This is a genomic window from Pseudoalteromonas sp. Z9A4 (genome assembly GCF_011378845.1).
In the GTDB taxonomy this organism is placed as follows: Bacteria; Pseudomonadota; Gammaproteobacteria; order Enterobacterales; family Alteromonadaceae; genus Pseudoalteromonas; species Pseudoalteromonas arctica.
In genome coordinates this window covers 62,434-80,874 of sequence record NZ_WTLA01000009.1, presented here as the reverse complement: position 1 = coordinate 80,874, position 18,441 = coordinate 62,434, and the positions used below count along the sequence as shown (strand labels likewise).

Annotated in this window: 17 protein-coding genes; 6 read left to right on the top strand and 11 right to left on the bottom strand. The window is 38.5% G+C overall.

Annotation, left to right across the window (positions count from 1 at the left end):
- Positions 1-19: 19 nt before the first annotated feature.
- Positions 20-3,823, bottom strand: a complete 3,804-nt coding sequence (gene putA / locus GQR54_RS09085; RefSeq protein ID WP_166377289.1) for a bifunctional proline dehydrogenase/L-glutamate gamma-semialdehyde dehydrogenase PutA — start codon at positions 3,821-3,823, stop codon at positions 20-22.
- Positions 3,824-3,992: 169 nt separating this feature from the next.
- Between putA and GQR54_RS09080 the strand changes: the two genes are divergently transcribed.
- The gene (locus tag GQR54_RS09080; protein ID WP_024590009.1) at positions 3,993-4,475 is read left to right on the top strand and encodes a winged helix-turn-helix transcriptional regulator; all 483 of its coding nucleotides are present in this window, start codon (positions 3,993-3,995) and stop codon (positions 4,473-4,475) included.
- Positions 4,476-4,553: 78 nt separating this feature from the next.
- Here the strand turns inward: GQR54_RS09080 and GQR54_RS09075 are convergent, their stop codons facing one another.
- From GQR54_RS09075 to GQR54_RS09045, 7 genes are all read right to left on the bottom strand, one after another.
- Entirely contained in the window at positions 4,554-5,543 is a 990-nt protein-coding gene (locus tag GQR54_RS09075) for a sensor domain-containing diguanylate cyclase (RefSeq protein ID WP_166377287.1), read from the bottom strand.
- Positions 5,544-5,717: 174 nt separating this feature from the next.
- Complete coding sequence (locus GQR54_RS09070) at positions 5,718-6,107, bottom strand: DP-EP family protein (RefSeq protein WP_166377285.1); 390 nt, start codon at positions 6,105-6,107, stop codon at positions 5,718-5,720.
- Positions 6,108-6,129: 22 nt separating this feature from the next.
- Entirely contained in the window at positions 6,130-9,384 is a 3,255-nt protein-coding gene (locus GQR54_RS09065; protein WP_166377283.1) for a winged helix-turn-helix domain-containing protein, read from the bottom strand.
- Positions 9,385-9,546: 162 nt separating this feature from the next.
- On the bottom strand, positions 9,547-10,383 hold the full coding sequence (locus GQR54_RS09060; protein ID WP_024598766.1) for a mechanosensitive ion channel family protein: 837 nt from the start codon (positions 10,381-10,383) through the stop codon (positions 9,547-9,549).
- A 38-nt stretch (positions 10,384-10,421) separates the two neighbouring features.
- Positions 10,422-11,165, bottom strand: a complete 744-nt coding sequence (locus tag GQR54_RS09055) for an LrgB family protein (RefSeq protein ID WP_166377281.1) — start codon at positions 11,163-11,165, stop codon at positions 10,422-10,424.
- Positions 11,158-11,511 (bottom strand): CidA/LrgA family protein, encoded by a 354-nt coding sequence (locus tag GQR54_RS09050; RefSeq protein ID WP_010553207.1) that lies wholly within the window; start codon positions 11,509-11,511, stop codon positions 11,158-11,160. Before GQR54_RS09050 ends, GQR54_RS09055 begins: the two co-directional genes overlap by 8 nt.
- Before the next feature lie 71 nt (positions 11,512-11,582).
- Positions 11,583-12,374 (bottom strand): crotonase/enoyl-CoA hydratase family protein, encoded by a 792-nt coding sequence (locus GQR54_RS09045; RefSeq protein WP_166377279.1) that lies wholly within the window; start codon positions 12,372-12,374, stop codon positions 11,583-11,585.
- A gap of 368 nt (positions 12,375-12,742) precedes the next feature.
- Between GQR54_RS09045 and GQR54_RS09040 the strand changes: the two genes are divergently transcribed.
- Genes GQR54_RS09040 through GQR54_RS09030 form a run of 3 tightly spaced genes read left to right on the top strand, consistent with a single transcriptional unit; the run spans position 12,743 to position 14,428 of the window.
- Positions 12,743-13,063 carry an HI1450 family dsDNA-mimic protein gene (locus tag GQR54_RS09040; RefSeq protein ID WP_166377277.1) on the top strand — a complete coding sequence of 107 codons (321 nt, stop codon included), beginning with the start codon at positions 12,743-12,745 and terminating at the stop codon, positions 13,061-13,063.
- Positions 13,064-13,107: 44 nt separating this feature from the next.
- Entirely contained in the window at positions 13,108-13,920 is an 813-nt protein-coding gene (locus GQR54_RS09035; RefSeq protein ID WP_166377275.1) for a DUF481 domain-containing protein, read from the top strand.
- Between the two features lie 25 nt (positions 13,921-13,945).
- Positions 13,946-14,428: a hypothetical protein gene (locus GQR54_RS09030; RefSeq protein WP_166377273.1), complete on the top strand. Its 483-nt coding sequence runs from the start codon at positions 13,946-13,948 to the stop codon at positions 14,426-14,428.
- A gap of 42 nt (positions 14,429-14,470) precedes the next feature.
- On the opposite strand, the gene GQR54_RS09025 is transcribed toward GQR54_RS09030, so the two are convergent.
- Together GQR54_RS09025 and GQR54_RS09020 are read right to left on the bottom strand one after the other, a co-directional pair.
- Positions 14,471-14,956, bottom strand: coding sequence for a peptidylprolyl isomerase (locus GQR54_RS09025; RefSeq protein WP_007581704.1), 486 nt, complete (start codon positions 14,954-14,956; stop codon positions 14,471-14,473).
- A gap of 12 nt (positions 14,957-14,968) precedes the next feature.
- Complete coding sequence (locus tag GQR54_RS09020) at positions 14,969-15,880, bottom strand: folate-binding protein YgfZ (RefSeq protein WP_166377271.1); 912 nt, start codon at positions 15,878-15,880, stop codon at positions 14,969-14,971.
- A gap of 164 nt (positions 15,881-16,044) precedes the next feature.
- Here GQR54_RS09020 and GQR54_RS09015 point away from each other — a divergent pair, with 164 nt between their 5' ends.
- A complete protein-coding gene (locus GQR54_RS09015; protein WP_007581709.1) occupies positions 16,045-16,296 on the top strand; it encodes a succinate dehydrogenase assembly factor 2 in 252 nt (83 codons plus the stop codon).
- 55 nt (positions 16,297-16,351) lie between these two features.
- On the top strand, positions 16,352-16,708 hold the full coding sequence (locus GQR54_RS19580) for a hypothetical protein (RefSeq protein ID WP_231609300.1): 357 nt from the start codon (positions 16,352-16,354) through the stop codon (positions 16,706-16,708).
- On the opposite strand, the gene nadB is transcribed toward GQR54_RS19580, so the two are convergent.
- On the bottom strand, positions 16,683-18,293 hold the full coding sequence (nadB, locus tag GQR54_RS09010; RefSeq protein ID WP_165734537.1) for an L-aspartate oxidase: 1,611 nt from the start codon (positions 18,291-18,293) through the stop codon (positions 16,683-16,685). The two genes, GQR54_RS19580 and nadB, sit on opposite strands and share 26 nt — an antisense overlap.
- Positions 18,294-18,441: the final 148 nt, after the last annotated feature.

The following is an 18,441-nucleotide window of genomic DNA, read 5'->3' as shown; positions in this document are numbered from 1 at the left end:
CTAAATAGTATTAGAGCGCTTATTCATCGTCTTCAACAAGCGTCATTAGTGATGTGTTACCACCTGATGCTGTTGTATCAATACTGATTGTTTTTTCAGTAATAAGACGTTTGATTAACGTATCGTAATACTCAGAGCTAATTACTGGTAAAATTGCACCTTTACGCTGTGCAAGCTGCTGGCTAAAGTAGCCTAAGCGAGACGAGCGAGCAGCAACTACCGCACCGGCTAAATGAGGGTGAGCCAAAATAGCTTGTAACTGGTTAGGTTTAGCTACCTGGAAAACACCTTCAGCAACCCCTGTAGAGATAAATTTATCTTTAAAAGCGACGGCTTCATCATAAAATAACTCAGACGCTACCGTAATTACGGTGTTACCTGCGGCAATAGCAGTAATGATAGACAATGCCCAGAAGTTAAATGATGTGCTCTTATCTGCATAACACACTACACAACCACGTGCTTCTAGATGAAGTGTATTAGACTCACCCGTTGGCCCGGGCAGGGTAGTAAACTTACGCATGTGCTTTTCAAGGCGGTTAAGCTGTGCACGTGCTTCTGATAATGTTAATGCTAAGTCGTCTGCTAAATCGTCGATAATTTCTACCGTCGCGATTTTAGCAAGCAACTGACGTACAGCCGAAACACGGTCATTCAGTGGTGTTGCACGCCAAATTTTCTCATCGCGCATTGAGTTAATCATTAGCTTTTTAACTTGCTCATTCGCACCGCTGTAGTGGTGTAAATCAAGTTCGTCAGGCGTTAGATTAGTCATCTGTACGTTATCTGGTGATGCTTTTTCTTTTACTAAACGTTGTAGGTAGTTAGGGCCACCGGCTTTAGGGCCAGTACCTGATAAACCACGGCCACCAAACGGTTGCACACCAACAATGGCACCGATCATGTTTCGGTTAATGTAAACATTACCTGCACGTGACATTTTAGCAAGGTACTCACAGCGCTCTTCAATACGTGAATGAACACCCATTGTCAGACCATAGCCCGTGTTATTTATTTGATCCATCACATCATCAAGTTCATTCGATTTAAAGCGAACAATATGAACACATGGGCCAAATACTTCACGTTTAAGTACTGATAAGTCTTTGATTTCGTATAAACGAGGAGCAAAAAAGTATGCGCCATTTTGAGTATTATCAGGAATTTTACATTCGTAATGAAGTATAGAATTACCTTTTAAGTACTCAACGTGTTCATTTAAGTTTTTAAGTGCTTTTTCATCAATTACAGGACCAACATCAGTTGATAGTAACGATGGATCGCCAATGTGTAACTCAGCTAGAGCACCTTTAAGCATTTCGATAATGCCATCTGCTACGTCATCTTGAATGAATAAAACACGAAGAGCAGAACAACGTTGGCCAGCACTTTGAAAACCAGAACTGATCACATCGTCAACTACTTGCTCAGGAAGCGCCGTTGAGTCAACAATCATACAGTTTTGGCCACCTGTTTCTGCAATTAACGGTACTTGAATATCGTTACGTGCAGCAAGTGTTTGGGAAATTAATGTGCCTGTTTCAGTAGAACCTGTAAACATAACCGCTTGAATGCGCTCATCAGGAACAATTGTTTTACCTACTTCAGAACCACGAGCAATAACAGGTTGAACAACGTGCTCAGGTAAACCAACAGATAGCATTAGTTCAATGGCACGAAGGGCGATTAAACTTGTTTGCTCAGCAGGCTTGGCAATTACAGTGTTACCTGTAACAATCGCAGCAGCAACTTGACCTAAGAATATTGCAAGCGGGAAGTTCCACGGACTAATACATAAAATAACGCCACGGGCTTCAAAACGCTCATCTTTAGATAACTCTTCAGCGCGCGCTGCGTAGTAACGACAAAAATCAACCGCTTCACGTACTTCATCAATACCATCTTGCGCTACTTTACCCGCTTCTTTAATACAGATAGCGACTAGTTCATCATGATGACGCTCTAAAATGTCAGCAACGCGACGCAGTAAATTAGCTCGCTCTTTTACTGGTGTTTGTGACCATGATTTAAGTGCCGCTTCAGCGTTAGCCAGTAATACTTTCATCTCTTCGCCAGTTTGTAACTTAACGTGGCCGATGATTTCTTTGTGATTTGCTGGGTTTTTAACAGCCAATGAGCCTTCTGGTACTTGGCTTTGCTCAATTAAGTGCTCATTAAACCATGTTTCAAGATTCTCTTTGAAAGGGGTAATAACATTAATATCGGTTAAATCCATGCCTTTAGAGTTAGCACGTTCTTCACCGTATAAATCAATTGGCATTTTGATTTGCGTATTGTACTTGTTACGCAGGCCTTGCAGTGTTTCTACAGGGTCTGGTAGTAATGATTCAACAGGTTTTGTTGTATCTACAATCGCGTTTACAAATGATGAGTTAGCACCATTTTCTAACAAACGACGAACAAGGTAAGCAAGTAGGTCTTCGTGTTGACCAACTGGGGCATATACACGACATTGAATTTTTTCTTCGTTAACGATTTGGTCGAATAATGATTCACCCATACCGTGCAAACGTTGAAATTCAAAACCGGTGTTGTCGCCTTTCGCTACTTCTAAAATAGTCGCGGCAGTGTAAGCGTTATGTGTAGCAAATTGTGGATAAAGTACGTCGCGCGCTTCAAGCATTTTAATTGCACATGCTTTGTAAGAAACATCGGTTGTTGCTTTACGAGTAAATACAGGGAAATGCTCTAAACCATCTTGTTGTGTGGTTTTGATTTCAGTATCCCAGTACGCGCCCTTAACTAAACGTACCATCATTTTACGACCAACACGGGTTGCAAGGTCTGTTAGCCATTCAATTACAAAAATAGCGCGTTTTTGGTACGCTTGAACCGCTAAGCCAAATCCTTGCCAATCACCAAGATCTTCATCACTAAATACCGCTTCAATGACATCTAATGAAATATCTAAACGGTCAGCTTCTTCAGCATCAACGGTAAAGCCGATATCGTATTTCTTAGCAGCAAGCGCAAGTTCTTTTAACTTAGGGACTATTTCTTCCATCACACGGTCTTTATGAGTGAACTCATAACGTGGATGAATAGCAGAAAGCTTAACTGAAATACCAGGGCTCTTAATTGGACCACGACCATTTGCCGCTTTACCAATCGAGTGTATAGCATTCATGTAGCTGTCAAAGTAACGCTTCGCATCTTTCATTGTGCGCGCGCCTTCGCCTAGCATATCGTAAGAATATACATAACCTTTTTGCTCTGTATCGGCAGCACGTTCAATTGCTTCGTCAATGGTACGACCCATAACGAATTGCTTACCCATAATTTTCATAGCAAAATTTACAGACTTACGAATAACTGGCTCACCTAAACGACCAATGGTCTTTTTAAGCATGCCGAACTGTTGTTCTTTCGTTTTGTCTGTGTAGTTAACCATTTTACCGGTAACTAATAATCCCCAAGAAGACGCGTTTACGAATAAAGAATCGCTGCTGCCTAAATGAGAGCTCCAATCACCTTTCGCTAACTTGTCACGAATCAGTACATCTTGAGTTGCTTTGTCTGGTACGCGAAGCAGCGCTTCGGCCAAACACATTAATACAACGCCTTCTTCACTAGAGAGTGAAAATTCATTTAAAAGCGCATCAACACCGCCTTGCCCATCTTGCTCTTTACGAATGTTTAAAACAATCTGGCGGGCTCTTTCCCAGGCACGACTTCGTGCTTTTACGCCTACTTCTGCAAGCGGTAAAATATGATCAATAACCGCATTTTCATCTATGCGGTAGAAGTCACGGATTCTTTGTCTAATAGGACAAATCGTTGTTAAATCGCCGTTGAATAACATAAGCAACCCTCAGGAGTGTTAAGAATTAAAGTAAAATTAATTACCAATAAATTACCAGTGATATTGTGAGTGCATTCTAATTAAATTTCAGCAGAATATGCTGGTTAAATTTCGCGTTTTACGATAATTTACAGGGCATAAATTTAACTTATCCGCATAAAATTCTGTTATGACAATTCCAAATAGATTACGCATGCTAGATCGTATTGATTTAGCCATACTAGACGTTCTACAAAAGAACGGCAGAATTTCAAATGTTAACCTCGCAAAACAGGTTAATTTGAGTGCAAGCCCGTGTCTTGATCGTGTAAAACGATTAGAGCAAGAAGGCTATATTGAAGGCTACTACGCTAAGCTTAGCGAAGCAAAGCTTAATCAAAGCTTAGTAGCACATGTTCAAGTGTCGCTTGTTGCTTCAAATACAGCAGTATTTAAGGTATTTAGAGAGCATATACTAAGAATACAACAAGTCGTTGAATGCGACATGGTGGCAGGCGGTTATGATTATTTATTAAAAATCCGCGTTTCTAATATGGAAGAATATAGACAAGTTCTTGGCGACTTAGTCGATATTCCCGGCGTGGGCACTCATCATACTTATATGGTGATCGAAAAGATTAAAAAAGACGAAGGGCTGCTAATCGACATTTAAGCTTTTCTCAAGTAATAAAAAACCGCAATTGCGGTTTTTTATTTTAGTAGATAAAGGCTATACCAAATAGTTAGTACATCACCTTATACATAATTTATTACGACCTTCCGACTTCGCTCTATATAAAGCCGTATCAGCCGCGCATATTAATGCCTCAGATGTTCTGTACTGATTATCGTATTCACACGCTAAACCCTGGCTTACACTTATCTTTACATTCGCTGGCAAACCAATATCTCTAAAATTAATGTTGAGTATTTTTTCTTGAATACGTTTTGCGATCATTTCTGCATTTGAGACATGTGAGCGGGGTAATACAACAGCAAACTCCTCACCACCATAGCGTGCTACTAAACTATCTTTTGAGGGGAGGCAGTCTTCAATTGTTTGAGCTACTTTTTGCAAACATTTATCACCCTTTACATGACCAAAATTATCATTAAACAGTTTAAAAAAATCAATATCGATCAAGATAAAACTCAAAGGCTGTTTGTCTACTATGCATTCTTGCCAATTTTTAATAATCGCCTTTTCTAAAGTGCAGCGATTAGCGACGCCTGTAAGGTGATCTATTTTGGCTATGTTTTCGAGTATTTTATACTTTTTAACATGCCTAGAAATATCATGCATAATACAAATAAATAGAGGGATATTGTTTGTAGTTGATGCGGGTATACAAGAAATTGAGAGCTCTATATCTAAACAGTTACCATTGTTTTTTATTATTTTAACTTCTTTCGGGCCATGATTGAGTGGTGTTTGATAGTTGTTTTTCCAACTTTCAAACATGTATTCATAGTCATCGCGATACTGTTCTTGTAAACAATCTTGCCATTTTTTACCTATTAACGAGTCAGACGTAACATTAAAAAAACGAGCTGCAACGGGATTTACTGATTCAAACACGCCATCTGCATTAACAATAAAAATAGCATCGGCCATGACATTAGTGACATTAATAATTGCACTTATTTTTTCATTGTTAACGGTATTAGAAATGCTGCTCATTAATGCAGATACAGCGTTGTCGGTGTTGTTTGCTCTGCTATTTTCATTATTGTTAGACATGGTGTTGCTCATTTTTATTCTTAATGAAACTTTATGTCTAGTAGTTTATTTAATTTATGGGTTTGAAACCTTTCGGTAACCTTCCTTTCTAAGTTGTTGTTCTTAATGTTTATTTTTTGGGTTTAAATAAATTGCACAGGAATAAATCAGCCCAGTGCAATTTAAAATCAATAATTAATCGTTGTTGATTAATTTTTTTTTATTTATAACTTGTGGGTCAGGGCTTGAATAAGGTTTATCATTACATTCAACGTTAAATATTAAACACGCAGTGCCTGAGTTTTTTGCTGTATCGGTGATAGTGATTGCTTGGTGGTTATCACTAAGTGCATAACTGAAGTCTTGGGCACATGTTCCTATTTTATCAGTAACTGTAGCTCCTGTGAAAAAAAAGCCTAGCCCAACTGCAGCAGGAGTTAAAGTGTAAGTACCTGCAGTTTCGGTTCTTACTGTACCGCCGCCATCAACGGCTTTGCCATTTTCTGTGTAGCTAAAAATAGCCTCTTTTTTATCGTTAAACTCAATATGCACTTGAATGTCGACTTTGTTTATAGTCGTAGTCATGTAATTTCCTTTGTATTTAGTTTTACAGTTTAAAGTCAGTAATGCCTAGTTTTAACAGGCTTGCTGTTATTGTTGGTATTTCGTTTGCTCGGTTTAAGCAGGTATACGCTTGTACCTGCGGGTACTTTACGTGAATACTTTGGTTTATTTTTACTGTTTTAGTAATAGCTTTAAGCACATTTAAGCAAAATTGCTCTCGTTGTTCACTGGTCGCAGCTAATTTAGCTTTGAGTAGGTTTATATTTATGGGGGCTAAGTTATCTCTATTTTTCATTTTATTGGTTATGTACCGTTTATATTCGCCATCATTCTCAAGGGTCGTTAATAACTCTTGCGCTTTAAGGGGGAAGTTTCTGTCAATAAAATAGTGAATTAGACTAATTTGTGTATTGATAGAATTGATACTATTAAGACCTTGTGATTTTAAGAAGCTAATAATTTTTTCTGTCCTTGAATCAATCTTTTTGTCATAAGACAACATTATCAATTGCGCTAATGAGCGATAATACATATGTTGAAATTCATTATTTTCCGGATCTTGCTTTAAAGCCTCATTTATAATTTCATTCGCAAAGCGAGCTTTTAAATAGGCCATTTTTTTATCAGGTAAATAACTTAGTAAATAACTTTGTTGCATATGTATATTTGCTGACATATAAAAAAGACTGGCGTCATCAGGGTAGTGATTAGTCATTTCTTTCACCACAGAAACTGCATTTTCCAGCATATTCATTGCGACATTAAAGTTACCTAAGTTACCTTCAGTTTTTGCAAGCCAACTGATTGTATCTGCTTTATCACGTAATAAATTTTTACTATCCGGTTTTAGTTCAATGGCCCTATTCTTAAGCATAAGTGACTCTGTAAAGCTTTTTTTCGCGGCTATATAGTCAAATTTCTCTGTGTATAAAGAACCCAGTGAATTATGTGAATATGACAATTCCATAATCGAGTTAAAATCATTGGGTGCTAATGAATACATTTTTTCGCTATAAGAGTGGTACTTTTTAAATAATGGCTCAGTGGCGGCGTAATCACTTTTATCGTAACTAAGCTGCCCTAACCAAAAGGCATTGGCACCCGCAAGCGTGAGTAGCTCTAAGTTGTTTGGCTGGATTTTTAATAATGCCTCAAGGCGGGTGCGGGCATTTTCAAAGGCGGTGAAGGCTTCGTCGGTTTTACCGCGTGAATAAGCTACCTCTCCCATTGCTTCAAGAGTTTGTGCGTACTGAAAACGGTTGTTAAATTGTGCTTTATCATCGCTAAAGCTAAAAAGTGAACCTGATTCGTCAGTTTGATTAGTAAAATACTCAAGTGCTTTATTACTAATACCGTCAAGTAAGTCCATTCGCTTTACGCTACGTAATTTATCGGCAAAATCACCGACCATAAAACCGAGCAAATTTTCAGCTTCAAGTCGCTTTTGCTGTGCCTGCTGTTGTGCTTTAAAACTGGTGAAACTCATTAATAACGCAATAAATGTGAGTAAACAGAGTGAAAATATTGTGCCACGTTTTATGTTTGTTTTAGTTTTAGTGCTTTTAATGGATCTTTTAATAAGTGCATGTTCGTTATCGTCAAGCTCGAATACATTATCGTTGAGTAGTGAAATAACTTCTTGCAGTGGTTTACCCGGCGCCAAAAGGTAAGCATTACTTTTACCTTCATTAATCCAGTTTTGTGCTTGGTGTTGTAAGCGGCTTTTTATTGCTAGTGCATCTTTATGGTCATTAATCCAGTTTTTTGCACGAGGCCATTGGCGTAATAGTGCCTCGTGAGCAAGACTAAAACAGGCTTCGCCATTTTGTAAGTGTGATACAAATAAACGGCTTTCTACCATGGCTTGCACAAGCTCTTCTTGGCTTGTGTTGGTTAATGCGTGCCAGCGGGCAGCGCGGCTCGTAATGGTTTTACCATCTGGATTTAAAGTGATCAGTTGTGATAACACGCTTTTTAGTTGCTGTTGTTGCTCGTTGCTGAGGTCAATAAATATATCTTCTGCTTTTTTGCCTATGGCTCCCTCAATACCACCGAGTTTTGTGTAAACACTGTGCAGTAGCTCGTTATTATCACTGCGCTGCAAGTACAGCTCTTGCAATGTGTATTGCAGCATGGGCAGTGCATCGGGATTATTGGCTGTATCGGCGCAAAGTATTTCATCCAGTGGCGTTTGGGTTTCTGGGTCATTCGAGAATGTTAAATTAGCGGTTAACGTTGGCAGGCGAATAATTTGTTGTAGGTCGTGCCTGTTTGGTGGTGTTAAATCGTAGTGTGCGCCATGAGCTTTACCTGCCATTAGGCTGGGTTGTTCAACCACTAAAGGATAAAAGTCGTTACGACACGCACTAAATACAATCACTGTTTTAGAGGTTGCTAAGCGCTCAATAACCGATAAAAAATGGCTGCGTGTTTCGCTACTAAATAAAAGAGAAGAAAGCAGTACTTCTAAGCGGTCAATAAATAAAAATAACTGTGGTGTTTTAAGTTGTGTAGAGGCTTTGCTAAGTGCAATTTGTATGGAGTTGATTACGCCATCGATTGTCAATTCTAGTTGCTCTGCCAGTGTTTGCGCGCTTAATCCTTCAAACACAGGAAGGCCGTTTATATCCCAATCAAGCAATGTAGAAGCTAAATCTAAAAAAAGTCTATTTTTATGAACATCTGCAAAGTCGAGTTGGCTATAAGAAATAACCCCAATGCCATTATAGCCTCGCTCATCAAGTAATTTAGGCAATATACCCGCATTAACAAGTGATGATTTACCTGTGCCACTTGGACCCAGTATTAAACAAAACGCGCGACCAAATTTAACTTGGCTCGATATTCTATTGAGTAACGTTTCTATAGATTGATTGCGGCCAAAAAATAGGTGTGTATCGCTTGGGTTGTAGGCGCTTAACCCTAAAAAAGGAGAGCCTCCTTGCCATGTGTTTTCAGTTGTTTTTATGTCTTCAGCTAGAGGAAACTCTAGTTTTGCAATAACGCGGTAACCACGTTTGCGAATAGTTTCTATGTAGGTGGGCTCACTTGCTTTATCACCAAGGGCTTTTCGTAACTGCGTAATTGTTTTATGCAGCGGGTTATCGCCTACCTCAACATTTTTCCAGCATTGATCTAATAGCTCGTCACTCGTAACAATTTCGCCTTTTTGTAAGCACAGATGGACTAATACATCCATGGCTTTTGGTTCTAACTGTTTAGTTTTTTCTGCACGCTGAAGAGTCTTTGACAGGGGGTTGACTTGCCAATCACCTAAATAAAAAGGGCTGCGATTCATAATTGCTCATTATTGTTATTATGTAATTAAAGCGAGTGATTTGCCGACTTTTTTAACCAAGTCTTTATATTACAGATAAAATAACAAACAGATAAAGAGTTTTTACGCAGTAAAAGTGGTTTATTGATGTGGGTAATTCAATATTGAGTTACCCACTGAGTTTTATGACTCTATATCGCTTTTATTTATGGTAACTACGCGTTGAGGGAATGGGATTTCAATATCAGCATTATTAATTGCTTTATAAACACCACCGTTAATAGCCAGCTTAGTTTCGATAATTTTAGTAGTAGGCACCCAATATCGGTAGCTTATTGTAACACCGCTATCGGCAAAACGTTCAATACCCACTTGTGATAACGGATTTTGTGCAACTAATTCATGTGCTTTAAGTACGTCCTCAATGAGACTAATCGCGTTATCAGAGCAAGCACTATAGGCTATATCTATTTCACCTTTGACCAATGAGTAACTAAATGAGTTATGAAGTATTTCACCTACTATGTGCTTATTTGGAATGGTAATTTCTACTTTTTCTTCATTGATTAAAATAGTGTAGCCAAGCTCAATAGTTTTAACTTGGCCGCTTACATTTTTAACTTCAATAGTATCACCAACAACAAAAGGTCGAGTGGCTATAATCGCAAGGCCTGCACCATAGTTAGAGAGCATTCCTTGCAATGCTAAACCTGCACCTAAAGACGCAGCACCAATGGCTGCTACAAATGGCGTAACGCTGATACCTATTTTGCCAAGTGCAATAATTATAACCATTACAATTAGCAGTACTTTTACCACGCTACTGACAAAGTTAGTAAGCGTAATGTCAACGTTATGGCGGGTCATTAACGCGGCTACAAATTTGGCAAGCTTTTGTGCTATCCACAAACCAATGAGGACGATAAAAATAGCGCCAACAATTTGCATACTGTAGGTAACCATATACTCAGTAAGCATGGTGTAATATTTTTCAAACTGTTCGATTTCAGAACTGATCATAAAGCGCTCTATGTTAGGGCTATGTTGTATTTTTCCAACTATAGCAAAATGTTGACTAAAAATGGATATAACAGCGGCACTATAATTGCTGTTAATAAAGCACTTAGCGCCATTGCAACTGAGGAGTAAGCGCCTACTTTTGGATGCTCAGCAATAGCAGCAGCAGTCCCAATTGCATGACAAGCTGTGCCCATGGCAACACCTTGAGATTCGTGATTAAAAATATTAATGAGTTTAAAAAGCATAAAGCCAAATAAAGCGCCTAGTAAACCAATAAAAATAACTAAAGCCGCAGCAAGAGAGCTAATCCCCCCTAATGAGTCAGTAACAATTAAAGATATTGGGGTTGTGACACTGAGTGCGGCAACAGATGCACTTAGCTGCACAGGCGCATTAAATAATATGCTTAGCAAAAATGCCACAACGGTTGCGTTAACAATACCTAAGCTACATGTTGCGACTATGAGCAATAGATTTTTTCGTACGTGTGTAAACTGCTGATATAAAGGAAGTGCTAAAGCCACAATCGCGGGCTCTAATAACCAGCTTAATAATTTGCTGTGCGAGGCAAATTGTGTATAAGGCAGATTTAGGTTAATTAGTAATAAAGCGATAATACTAATACTTAAAAATACGGGGTTAGTGAGCGATTTAAATACGCTGTTTTTTATACTTTGGTTTACGGCCCTTAGTGCTAAAAACAATACAATAATAAAAGGAATACTTAGCCACCATAAATTAGGCTGTAGCTCTGAAATAGCGGAAAAAGTAAAATCAGTCATTATTTTCTCTTCCCTTAAAGTACGCAATTACACTGCTAACAAGCAACAAGGTAGTTATAGGGACTAGCACCACAACTGAGGCTAAAAATGCCCAGTGCGACTTTATAAGGCCGAGATGTTCAATAAATCCCACACCCGCAGGAATGAAAAATATAGGCATAATATTTAAAATAGGGGAGGCGCATGGTTTTACATGTTGCTCTTTTACAATACCCGATAAGAGTAAAACTAATAAAATAACCATAGCGAGTAACGGTGCAGGAAAGCTTCCACCAATAAAGTGCATAATGAGTTTAGCGCAGGCTAAACATAGTAAAATAATAGCGCTACTGAGCAGATATTTCATCAAATTGGCTCACAGAAAAGATAAGAGCTTAACTTTAACAAATCAAACTCTTTTATGCATTGTGCAATAGCCTACCAGTGCTTTATATTTGCGTAGGTTATATCCGCTTTTCCTTTTGCTTTAGCAATTGCTTTTTTAGTGTTTGGGTTTAGCAATAAGCGAATTTGGCTGAAGGTTTCTTTAGCGAGTATTTTTCGTTGGTTTGGTTTATAGCTAAGTTGTGTAACACGTTTAATAGCAGCAAGCGTATCTGGTGAACGCTCAAGTAATGTATCGAGCATGTTTTGCGTTGCTTGCTGAGTATCATCGGTAAGCTGAGTAACCAAACCTAGCTCATTTGCTTGTTGTGCTGTGATTTGGTTTGCGTGGCTTGCAAGCCAAAGTGCTTGGTCGCGCTTAACTAAACTGCTCATCATTACATTCGCTCCCATATCGGGGCACAATCCCCAACGCGCTTCCATAATGGCAAGTTTGGCATCAATATGAACAACCCTGTAATCTGCCCCTAAAGCTATTTGCAAACCACCCCCTAAACAGTTGCCATCAATTTGTGCAATAACGGGCACACTCAGTGACTGCCAGCCTAATACTGCTTTTTGCGCTAAATTTTGATTACCAGGTAACCACTTAAACAATAATTTTGCTATGTTCATTGGTGTAGCCATTACTGCGGATATATCAAGACCTGCACAAAAATGCTCGCCATCGCCTTTTATTACCACAGCACGAATACTGCGATCTCTTTTTATATTTTTAATGGCTTTATGTAGCTCTACAAACATTTCAAAGCTTAATGCATTTTGTTTTTTTGCTCTGCTAAGCGTGACGGTTGCAATGCCATTTTGTTTTTCTAGTTTTATCATTACACACTCCTCTGACCTGTTTATTGAGCTTATGTTGTTATAAGAATTAAGTAAAGTTACGGTATTTTTTAAATAAATGGAATTTATTGCTAAAGCCGTAGTCTTAAAGGATTGGTTTTAGATGATAAAAAGCTAAACAATTAGAACCTAAGATGATAAAAATATTTCACGTTGTTATTTTCAACCAAAAAATAAAAATTAATCTTTATATTCAGTAGATTAGTTTAGTTGTTGCTCGTCGTTTTAGTTATATACTGAATAAAGCATGACTCGGTTACAAAAAAGTCAGTGTTTTAAGCTTTTTTTTATCAAAATGATGATGATATTTGATAATATAGCGCAACTTAAAAGCTTAAGGTTAAGCACATATGTCGGGTCCACGTTTATATACGGTAGAAGAAGCTACTCACCAAGCTTATGATATTTTTTTAGAGTTAGCGCCAAATAACTTGAGTGAAAAAGATGTTGAAGACTTTAATGAGTTTAGAGAAGACCTAGGCTTCATTGAAGAAGACGAGCCAGATGAACAGTGGCAAGACTTTGTAGCCCTTGAGATAGAGCCAGAGCATTTTATTCAGGTGTTGGTTGGTTTAGAATTCGAAAATGATGATGTTTTGTTTGCTAAGATTTTGATTAGCCTTGATAAAGATGCTCCGTTTTGTCATATCTTATGGAAAGAAACAGAGTAAATATATTTTACTTGTTTTTGTAACTGTGTATCAGAGAGAGTGCTGTGCTTAAGTATTTATTTTTAATTCTTGTGATGATTAGTAGCCCTTGTTGGGCGGTTGATCCCTTTGAGGATTTTCATGAATATGGCAAGCTCTCTGAGGAAGAAATTCATGAGTTACATCAAGGTGACATGTTCTACGGTGACACTGAATTTGGCTTTATTCTAAGCAAAGGGAATACCAATTCAACTAGCTTTAAGCTCAAAGGGAATTTATATCAAGACTTTGAAAATTGGCGGAATCAATTCAAAATAGACTCCCTTTACAAGCGTGATCATAATGATGAAACAGATGAAACAGATGTCACTGCAAACCGTATCTTCGTTTCAGCACAAGGTAACTATAAAGTAGGTGTTAAAAACTCCTCATTTTTTATTTACGGTGATTACGAAGAAGATGAATTTAGTGGACTTGATTTCAAAAGTACGGTGGCGACAGGCTATGGTGCGCGTGTATATCAAGGCTCTAAAAACAAAGTAGACATTGATATAGGACCTGGTTTGTACCGTTCAGTAGCCGATGAAGATTCGGATGTGAGCGAAGATGAAGTTAATAAAACTGGTTATTTAGTACGTGTTGCAATGCAGTGGGAACGTTTGGTTTCCAAGCGTACTCGTTTTAATCAAGATGTGAGTATAGAGCAGTCGCTTTCAGGGCTTAATTCTCGCTTAAAATCGGAAACGGCGCTTATTAGTCAAGTGATTGGTGCCGTATCGCTTAAATTTGCCTACATGTATCGTTATAATTCAAAACCCGAAGATGATAAACTCAAGTTTGACTCGGAGCTGAGTGCTACATTGGTGTACAGCTTTTAAGTATTTATTTAATTTAGAGAATATTATGTATCAGCATAAACAGTATGCGGTGTTTATCTTTTTTGTATTAGCGTGGATAGGCGGTTTTGTAGCGCTTGCATGGAACTTGTTAGGCGCTGATGGACCTTTAATGATATTTGCTGGGATTTTAGTGCTGGTGGGCTTTTTGTTCCATGGTCTAACAGTAAAAGTAGATGATAAAAAAATTAGCTGGGCGTTTGGTCCTGGCGTTGCAGGGCAAAGCATTGAGCTTGGCGAAGTAATAGAAGCTAAGGCAGTTCAAAACTCTTACAGGCACGGTATTGGTATGCGAATTACTCACGATGGTTGGGTGTATACAGTATCTGGCTTTAGTGCAATACAGCTAACGCTTAAAGATGGCACTTTATATCGAGTTGGCACAAACGATCAAAAAGGTTTACTAGCCGCTCTAAAAGAAAATAATGTATCAATCGCGCTGCCTAGTAAGGCAAAAACTGAAACGGTTAAGCGCAACAATATGATATAAAAAAAGCGCCCTAGGCGCTTTTTTACTTGGTTTAACAGTGTATTAGTGGTCGTGACCACACCCACCTTCACCATGTACATGACCATGAGTGAGTTCTTCTTCGGTTGCATCACGTACTTCTAGTATTTCTACATCAAAGTTAAGTGTTATGCCTGCAAGTGGGTTGTTACCATCTACAATAACTTCTTCATCTTGGATATCGATGATCATTACTGATTGGTCACCATCATCTGTTGATGCACGAAATTGCATGCCGACTTCAATTTCCATACCTTCAAACATCGACTTAGGTACAGCTTGCATTAGGTTATCGTGGCGTTCGCCATAACCTTCATCAGGTTCAACTTTTACGCTAAGTGTGTCGCCTGGTTGTTTACCTTGCAAAGCATTTTCTAGGCCTGAAATTAAGTAGCCTGTGCCAATGATAAAGTGTAGTGGCTCACCACCGAACGAGTTATCAATGCTATTGCCATCATTATCCATTACCGAATAATGCATTTTTACCACTTTGTTTGCCGCAACGATCATAGTCATTCCTATTTATTCATCTTCAAGAGAGTAGGGTAGAGGCAGAATGCTTAGCTCCACCTGAGGTGTGTGTTTTGCACGAAGTACCTGAGTTACATCAGTATCGTTTGGCAACACAACAAGGCCTGTTAATTTATTTGTTTGTTCATTAAAGCTTTGTGCAATAAGTTTACCCGCACGGCGCCAATTTTCGCCTAATTGGGTTTCTAAATCGGGCTCTGAAAGTATCCCTTCGCTTTGACCTGAGACTATATACATTGCACGCTTATTTTTACCTAGGTACTTCATGCGAGCCACAGTTTCTTGACCGGTATAACATCCTTTTTTAAAGCTTATACCGCCAATAGCATGTAGGTTTACCATTTGAGGAACATACTCGCCAATTGCATCTGCACTTAACTGAGGTTCACCTGCAAGCATAGATGCTTGTTGCCAAGGAGCTTCGTTATCAAGTGTAGATACGTCATCAGGCATACTAAACTGGCTATCGACCATCAATAAAATACGGTTATCAGCTAATTTTAGTGCTTTACCGTTTTCAAAGTCACACGCGCTCGCATCACCTTCAAAGTTAATATCAAGTTGTGCGAGTACACCCGATAAATCATCACCAATGAGACCAATTAATCGCTTTGAGCATGCACTAATGTCAACTTTTGCAAATACGGCATACTTTTTTAGCTCAGCTAACGATTTTTCTACTTCGTTTTCGCTGCCTGTAAGGTAGTAGCTGTCTTGATAAGAAAATAATTTAAATACGCCCCAAAGTTTACCTTTAGCGCTGCAATGGCCAGCCCACAAATAATTACTGCTGGTTAATTTATTTAGATCTTGAGTGATTTGCCCGTGTAAATAAGATAATTTATCAGCACCGCAGAGGCTAATAAGTTGATGAGATAACGGACATGCATAAACGCTCGACATAAAAACCTTCTTTGCAATATAAATGAAGTGACATAATAACGCAGTTGTTACGTATGGTACAGACAAGCGCTTATTGGTGCGGGTTTATTCTTTAATGAGAGATTAATAGCTGCTAAATAGGCTTGTGTTTGTTAAACTCGAGTCAATTAAGTATGAGGTTTAAAATGGTTGAAATTCATAGTAAAGCACGTATTCGTTGGGCTTGCCGTCGTGGCATGTTAGAGCTTGATGTTTTGTTTATGCCGTTTGTTGAAGAAGCATACGACTCTTTAAGCGCAGAGCAACAGGCTATTTTTCAGCGTTTGCTAACAGAAGAAGACCCTGACTTATTTGCATGGTTTATGGGTCATCAAGAATGTAAAGATGAGCAGTTAAACGGTATGGTTTCGCTGATCTTAGACCGAGTTCGTGTATAGGTTTACAGTTACTAATAATAACGCTGACCACAAACCTATTGTGGTCTTTTTTTGCATGCTCATTTTAATATTATGTTTATTTTTAGATTCTCTACTAGCTATGCTTTTTTGTTTGATAATTAATATATTAGCTGGCTTTTTAGTGTGGCAAAAAGTGTTGGCAATTCATCCAAATCATGGCGTTATAATACTAGAACCCAACCTATTTAGGTTTGAGGGAGAGGGCTTAAAAATTCAGGGTGAAATTAGTAAAAAAAGCCGTTTTTATGGCAATAATATATGGCTACATATTAAAGGTTTTAGTAACAACCATTGGCTTATAATTTCAGCCAATGGTGTTAATGAACAAAGCTATGCGCGTCTAAAACGCGCTACTTTAAGCGCGGTTAATTGCGTTTTGGAGTCAAAATAGTCGGTGTTGGATTTTTATTTTGCTCAGGGTAATCAATAGTATAATGTAGGCCTCTGCTTTCTTTTCGCTCCATTGCACTTCTAATAATGAGTTCTGACACTTGTACTAAGTTACGAAGCTCAAGCAAGTTATTACTTACTCTAAAGTTTGCATAATAATCATGTATTTCTTGCTGCAGCAACTCAACCCTATGCAGTGCACGTTCTAAGCGTTTAGTAGAGCGTACAATACCTACATAATCCCACATAAATAAACGTAGTTCATGCCAGTTATGGGTAATAACAATTTCTTCATCAGAGTTACTAACACGGCTTTCATCCCAATGAGGTAGAGCCATTGGCTCTGGTGCATGTTCAATTTTACTTAAAATATCTTTAGCTGCAGCGTGGGCAAATACAATACATTCCAATAATGAATTACTTGCCATACGGTTTGCACCATGTAGGCCTGTGTAAGCGACTTCGCCAACAGCATACAAGTTATCGAGATCTGTTTTACCGTTAAAGTCGGTCATTACGCCACCACAAGTGTAATGCGCAGCAGGTACAACTGGGATTGCTTCTTTTGTTATATCAAGCCCTACACTTAGGCATTTTGCGTAAATAGTAGGAAAGTGCTCAATAATAAAGTCTTTATCTTTGTGGCTAATATCTAAATAAACACAATTAGCACCTAAACGCTTCATTTCAAAATCGATTGCGCGTGCCACTATATCGCGTGGAGCAAGTTCTTCACGACTGTCAAAATCTTTCATAAAACGAGTGCCATCAGGTCGTTTTAAATAAGCTCCTTCACCGCGCATAGCTTCTGTAATTAAAAAGTTTTGTAGCTCTGGATGATAAAGGCTCGTTGGATGAAATTGATTAAATTCCATATTGGCAACTTTACAGCCTGCGCGCCATGCCATTGCAATGCCATCACCACTTGATACATCTGGATTAGATGTATACAAATACACTTTGCTTGCGCCACCAGTGGCAAGAGCAACAAATTTAGCTGAAATGGTTTCTACCTTTTTAGCTTTTTTGTTCCACACATACATACCTTCAATGTGTGATCCTGTTTTTCCGGCGCTTTTATCTGTAATTAAATCAATAGCATTGTATTGCTCTAAGAGCGTTATATTCTTATGAATTTTAACTTGGCTAATAAGCGTGGTTTGCACAGCTTTGCCAGTAGCATCGGCTGCATGCAAAATACGACGATGGCTGTGACCGCCTTCACGTGTTAAATGAAAACGCTCTTTTCCTTTGCTATCAAACTCCATATCAAAGGGAACACCTTGGTCGATTAACCACTGTAGGCAATCGTGAGCATTGCTGGCAGTATAATGAACAGCGTCTCTGTCGCATAAACCGCCGCCCGCATCGAGTGTATCTTCAACATGAGATTCTATGCTGTCGTTTTGTTTATCAAATACAGCTGCTATACCACCTTGAGCATACAAAGTAGAACCTTCTGTAAGCGCTCCTTTACTGATCACGGTAACGTTACAATAATTAGCTAGAGATAATGCAAGTGATAAGCCTGCTGCGCCGCTACCTATAATAGCGACATCTGCAATGTGATGTTTATTTTGGTTCATGTCAGAGGTACTTTGCGGTTACAATGCTCGTATAGAGCAATATTTGTTTTTAATATCTGTAGTTGTACCATATTTGTCATACTACTACGTAGTGATTTTAAAGGCTTAGCGCCGTTATTTATCATCTATTTTATAAAAAAATAATATT

Coding starts and splice junctions, on each gene's coding strand:
- putA (WP_166377289.1), bottom strand. CDS start 3,823: ATGTTATTCAACGGCGATTTAACAACGATTTGTCCTATTAGACAAAGA.
- GQR54_RS09080 (WP_024590009.1), top strand. CDS start 3,993: ATGACAATTCCAAATAGATTACGCATGCTAGATCGTATTGATTTAGCC.
- GQR54_RS09075 (WP_166377287.1), bottom strand. CDS start 5,543: ATGTCTAACAATAATGAAAATAGCAGAGCAAACAACACCGACAACGCT.
- GQR54_RS09070 (WP_166377285.1), bottom strand. CDS start 6,107: ATGACTACGACTATAAACAAAGTCGACATTCAAGTGCATATTGAGTTT.
- GQR54_RS09065 (WP_166377283.1), bottom strand. CDS start 9,384: ATGAATCGCAGCCCTTTTTATTTAGGTGATTGGCAAGTCAACCCCCTG.
- GQR54_RS09060 (WP_024598766.1), bottom strand. CDS start 10,383: ATGATCAGTTCTGAAATCGAACAGTTTGAAAAATATTACACCATGCTT.
- GQR54_RS09055 (WP_166377281.1), bottom strand. CDS start 11,165: ATGACTGATTTTACTTTTTCCGCTATTTCAGAGCTACAGCCTAATTTA.
- GQR54_RS09050 (WP_010553207.1), bottom strand. CDS start 11,511: ATGAAATATCTGCTCAGTAGCGCTATTATTTTACTATGTTTAGCCTGC.
- GQR54_RS09045 (WP_166377279.1), bottom strand. CDS start 12,374: ATGATAAAACTAGAAAAACAAAATGGCATTGCAACCGTCACGCTTAGC.
- GQR54_RS09040 (WP_166377277.1), top strand. CDS start 12,743: ATGTCGGGTCCACGTTTATATACGGTAGAAGAAGCTACTCACCAAGCT.
- GQR54_RS09030 (WP_166377273.1), top strand. CDS start 13,946: ATGTATCAGCATAAACAGTATGCGGTGTTTATCTTTTTTGTATTAGCG.
- GQR54_RS09025 (WP_007581704.1), bottom strand. CDS start 14,956: ATGATCGTTGCGGCAAACAAAGTGGTAAAAATGCATTATTCGGTAATG.
- GQR54_RS09020 (WP_166377271.1), bottom strand. CDS start 15,880: ATGTCGAGCGTTTATGCATGTCCGTTATCTCATCAACTTATTAGCCTC.
- GQR54_RS09015 (WP_007581709.1), top strand. CDS start 16,045: ATGGTTGAAATTCATAGTAAAGCACGTATTCGTTGGGCTTGCCGTCGT.
- GQR54_RS19580 (WP_231609300.1), top strand. CDS start 16,352: ATGCTCATTTTAATATTATGTTTATTTTTAGATTCTCTACTAGCTATG.
- nadB (WP_165734537.1), bottom strand. CDS start 18,293: ATGAACCAAAATAAACATCACATTGCAGATGTCGCTATTATAGGTAGC.